This is a genomic window from Acidovorax delafieldii 2AN (assembly GCF_000175235.1).
GTDB classification, from domain to species: domain Bacteria; phylum Pseudomonadota; class Gammaproteobacteria; order Burkholderiales; family Burkholderiaceae_C; genus Acidovorax; species Acidovorax delafieldii_B.
In genome coordinates this window covers 1-4073 of record NZ_ACQT01000291.1, presented here as the reverse complement: position 1 = coordinate 4073, position 4073 = coordinate 1, and the positions used below count along the sequence as shown (strand labels likewise).

Below are 4073 nucleotides of genomic sequence, written 5' to 3'. Positions count from 1 at the left end.
GGCGCGGGACGCGGGCGACTACCGCGTGGGCAAGGGCTGGTCGGGCGGCAGCAAGGTGCCGGGCAGCTTCAACCGCACCGACACCGGCAGCGTGGGCCTGTCGTGGGTGGGTGACCAGGGCTACCTGGGCGCGGCCTACACCCGCCAGACCGCCAAATACGGCCTGCCAGGCCACAACCACAGCTTTGATGGCTGCCACACCCATGGCGACCACCTGCACTGCGGGGACCATGCCGGCGACGAAGCCGATGGCCATGACCACGGACACGACGCCGCAGCGGGCGATGTGCCCGTGGTGGACTTGCGCAGCGAGCGCTTCGATGTGCGCGGCGAGCTGCGCAACCCGTTTGCGGGCTTCTCGGCACTGCGGCTGCGTGCGGGCGCCACCGATTACCGGCACGACGAGGTCGAGGACGGTGCCATCGGCACCACGTTCAAGAACAAGGCCTATGACACACGCATCGAGCTGCAGCACGAGCCCATCTGGGGGTTCAAGGGCTTGATCGGCCTGCAGACCTCGCAGCGCAAGTTCAGCGCAGAGGGCGCAGAGGCCTACGTGCAGCCCACCGTCACGCGCAAGGCCGGCCTCTTCGTGCTGGAGGAATACCGCTGGAACGACTGGCGCTTTGAAGGCGCCCTGAGCCATGATCGCCAGACAGCCGAGGCCCAGACCAGCGGCATCGAGCGCAGCCACAATGGCACCTCGGCATCGCTGGGCGCGGTGTGGAAGTTCACGCCCGGCTACCAGGTGGGCACCTCGTTCACCCGCGCCAGCCGCGCCCCGTCGGCCGAAGAGCTGTACGCACAGGGCCTGCACATGGCCACCAGCACCTACGAACGCGGCAACGCCGACCTGCGCTCCGAAATTTCGCAGAACATCGACGTGGGCCTGAAGAAGACCAGCGGCGACACCACCTTCGGCGTGAGCGTGTTCAGGAACCGCATCCAGAACTACATCTATGGCCGCACGCTCGACGCGCTGGACGGCCTGCAACTGCTGCAGTACAGCCAGGCCGACGCCACCTTCACCGGCATCGAAGGCCAGGTGCGCCAGCGCCTGACGCGCAACCTCGGCATCACGCTGTTTGGCGACACCGTGCGGGCCAAACTCGATGGTGGTGGCCTGCTGCCACGCATTCCGGCCACCCGCGCCGGCTTGCGGCTGGACGCCAACTGGCAAGCCTGGGAAGGGCAGGTCGAATGGGTGCAGGTGGCGCGCCAGAACCGCGTGGCCGATTTTGAAACGGCCACGCCCGGCTACGGCATGCTGAACCTGGGCCTGGCCTACAGCAGCCAGACCGCCGGGGGCACGCCGTGGCAGCTCTACGTGAAGGCGAACAACCTCACCGACCGGCTGGCCTATGCACACACCTCGTTCATCAAGAATGCCGCCCCCCTGATGGGACGCAACATCACGGTGGGGGTGAAGGTGGCGTTCTGATGCCCCGGGGCTGGCAGTGGCCACCCTGCGGCCCCGGGGCCCGGACGTGTGCGGCCACGCTCCGGCGCGGCGGGCGCCGGACATGCCGCAGATCAGCTGCTATCACCCGCTATCAGGTTCATAGCTATTTGCGCTTGATGGATGAGCACTACAGGCCGATTCGCATGAGAAATGCCGCGCCAGACCTCGGCGCTGGCCCTGGGTACGCCTCGCCATGGAGCCCTCAGCACCCGGCGCCCGGTTCAGCGAAACCTCTCCGTTCGGCCCCTTGGGGGCGCCGCCAACACCCGGCGCGCAACGGCCAGCGGCCACCCGGGCCTGGTGCAGCGGCGCCACGGTGGGCCGATGGCATCCGGCGGCAGCGGCGATGTAACACCTGCAACACCCCGGCGGGCCATGGCCAAGGGCCCAGCCCATTCCTGCGAAAATAGCGGGCTTTGCCCACCGGGGACCCTTCCCTGGGGCCGCGACCTTCATGGCCGCGGCAAGCGCAGCAATTGGCCCCTCCGGGATGTATCAGCACCACCGACTCAACAGCTCCAGCCTTGTCGTCCTGCTTCAGCAATGGACGCAGAAGGCCTGCGCCCCGTCCACGCAGGACGTGGCCGAGCACCTGAGCCAGTGGCTGGGCCCGGTCGATGCCGTGCGGCTGGGCGGTGCGCTGCATTCGATCGAATCGGGGCTGCGCAAAGGGCCGGGGCAGGCGCTGGACGTGGTCGCCATGGAGGCGGCCTGCCAGGCGGCCAGGACCGAGGTGACGCAGCTCATCACGGCACCGCCGGCACCCGCCCGGCCGGTGCGTGGGCGGGCCGACAACACGCCCGTGGAAGAGCCCGATCCCGAGGTGCAGGTGGATTTCGCCCTCCACGCCGCCCGCTATCTGGCGCTGCAAAAACAGATGGAAACCCGACTGGCGGCGCTGCGCGCTCGCATGCGGCAGTGGCTGTCGAAGGAGGGCGGTCCCCTGCTGCAGCTGGCCGCGCTGGATGCCGTCATGGAGCAGATGCTGGGCGCGCGCGAGCAGCGGCTGTGGGCTTCGCTGCCCGGCCACCTCGAAAGACGCATGGCCCAGCGCCTGCAGGCACACCAGCGGGCCCTGCTGGCCAGTGGCCAGGACGACGAACCGCGGCGCTGGCGGCAAGCCGGCGGCTGGCTCTGGGCCTTTGATCAGGACATGCAGGCGCTGCTGCTGGCAGAAATGCAGGTGCGCCTTCAGCCCATCACGGGGCTGCTGGAAGCAGCCCGCAACGAGAAGACAGGACAACAGGAATGAACAAGAGTGTGACAGCCGCCATCTTTGCCGTGGGCCTCGCGGCCGTGGGCTGGGTGGGCTGGGGGTTCGTGGGCACGAGCTCGCTGGCGCTGGCGATGACGGTGGTGATCGGCGCCGTGTACGTGTTGGGCGCGCATGAGCTGCGGCAGTACCGCACCGCCACCGCGTCGCTGGCCGCAGCCCTGGCCGGCGGCCCCGCAGAGCCGCCTTCCGACTTGGCGGGCTGGCTGGGCCGCATTGCGCCCGCGCTGCGCAACCCCGTGCGCCAGCGCATCGAAGGCGAGCGCGTGGCCCTGCCTGGGCCGGCTCTTACGCCGTACCTGGTCGGCCTGCTGGTCATGCTGGGCATGCTGGGCACCTTCCTGGGCATGGTGGTCACGTTCCATGGCGCCGTGTTTGCGCTGGAGGCATCGTCTAACCTCGAGTCGATCCGCGCCGCGCTCGCGGCCCCGATCAAGGGCCTGGGGCTGTCGTTCGGCACCTCGGTCGCGGGGGTGGCGGCTTCGGCCATGCTGGGCTTGCTGTCCGCCCTGAGCCGGCGCGAGCGCCTCGATGCCATGCGCCTGCTCGACACGCAGATCCCCGTGCTGTTCCGGCCGTTCTCGTCGGCCCACCGCCGTGAGGAAACGCTCCTGGCGCTGCAGGCGCAGGCCCAGGCGCTGCCGCTCATCGCCGATCGCCTGCAAGGCCTGATGGAAGGGCTGGAGCGCCGCAGCGGCCAGCTGGGCGAGCAGTTGCTGGCCCAGCAGCAGGGATTCCACCGCGAAGCCGCCTCGGCCTACACCCAGCTGGCAAGCACCGTGGGCGCATCGCTGCAGGAAAGCCTGGGTGCCAGCGCCCGGCAGGCCGGCGAGACGATACGGCCCGTGGTCGAACAGGCCATGACCACGCTGACCCTCGAGGCGCAGCGCTCGCACGAGCGCCTGCGCGCGGCCATCGATGCACAGATGCAGGCGCTCACGGCCCAATGGGAGGGCACGGCGCGCCAGGTGGCCGACACCTGGACCACGGCGCTGCACGGCCACACGCAGGCCCAGGGCGCGCTGGTGGCGCAGCTCGACGGGGCGCTGCAGACCGTGACGCAGGCGTTCAACCAGCGCTCCGATGCGCTGCTGGCCTCGCTGCAGTCATCGGCGGCGCAGTCGCAGGCGGCCCAGGCGGCTGCCGACCAGGCGCGCCTGGCGCAATGGAACCAGTCCATGGAAACCCTGGCCAGCACGCTCGGCGCCGAATGGCAGCGCGCGGGCACGCAGGCATTGGCGCAGCAGCAGCGCGTGGGCGAGGCACTTGAGGCAGCAGCCGCGCAGCTCGACCGGAGCCTGGACACGGCTGCGCAGGCCTTCGAGCAGCGTTCGGGCA

The 4073-nt window shown here is 69.9% G+C and carries 3 protein-coding genes; all 3 read left to right on the top strand.

Annotated elements, in window-relative coordinates; translation table 11 throughout:
• On the top strand, positions 1 to 1441 hold a 1441-nt coding region (locus ACDELDRAFT_RS19825; RefSeq protein WP_005799834.1), incomplete at its 5' end, for a TonB-dependent receptor domain-containing protein.
• Positions 1442 to 1952: 511 nt separating this feature from the next.
• Positions 1953 to 2714, top strand: coding sequence for a DUF3348 family protein (locus ACDELDRAFT_RS19820; protein ID WP_005799833.1), 762 nt, complete (start codon positions 1953 to 1955; stop codon positions 2712 to 2714).
• Positions 2711 to 4073: DUF802 domain-containing protein (locus ACDELDRAFT_RS19815; protein ID WP_005799832.1), on the top strand; the 1363-nt coding region annotated here is incomplete at its 3' end. The genes ACDELDRAFT_RS19820 and ACDELDRAFT_RS19815, both read left to right, overlap by 4 nt.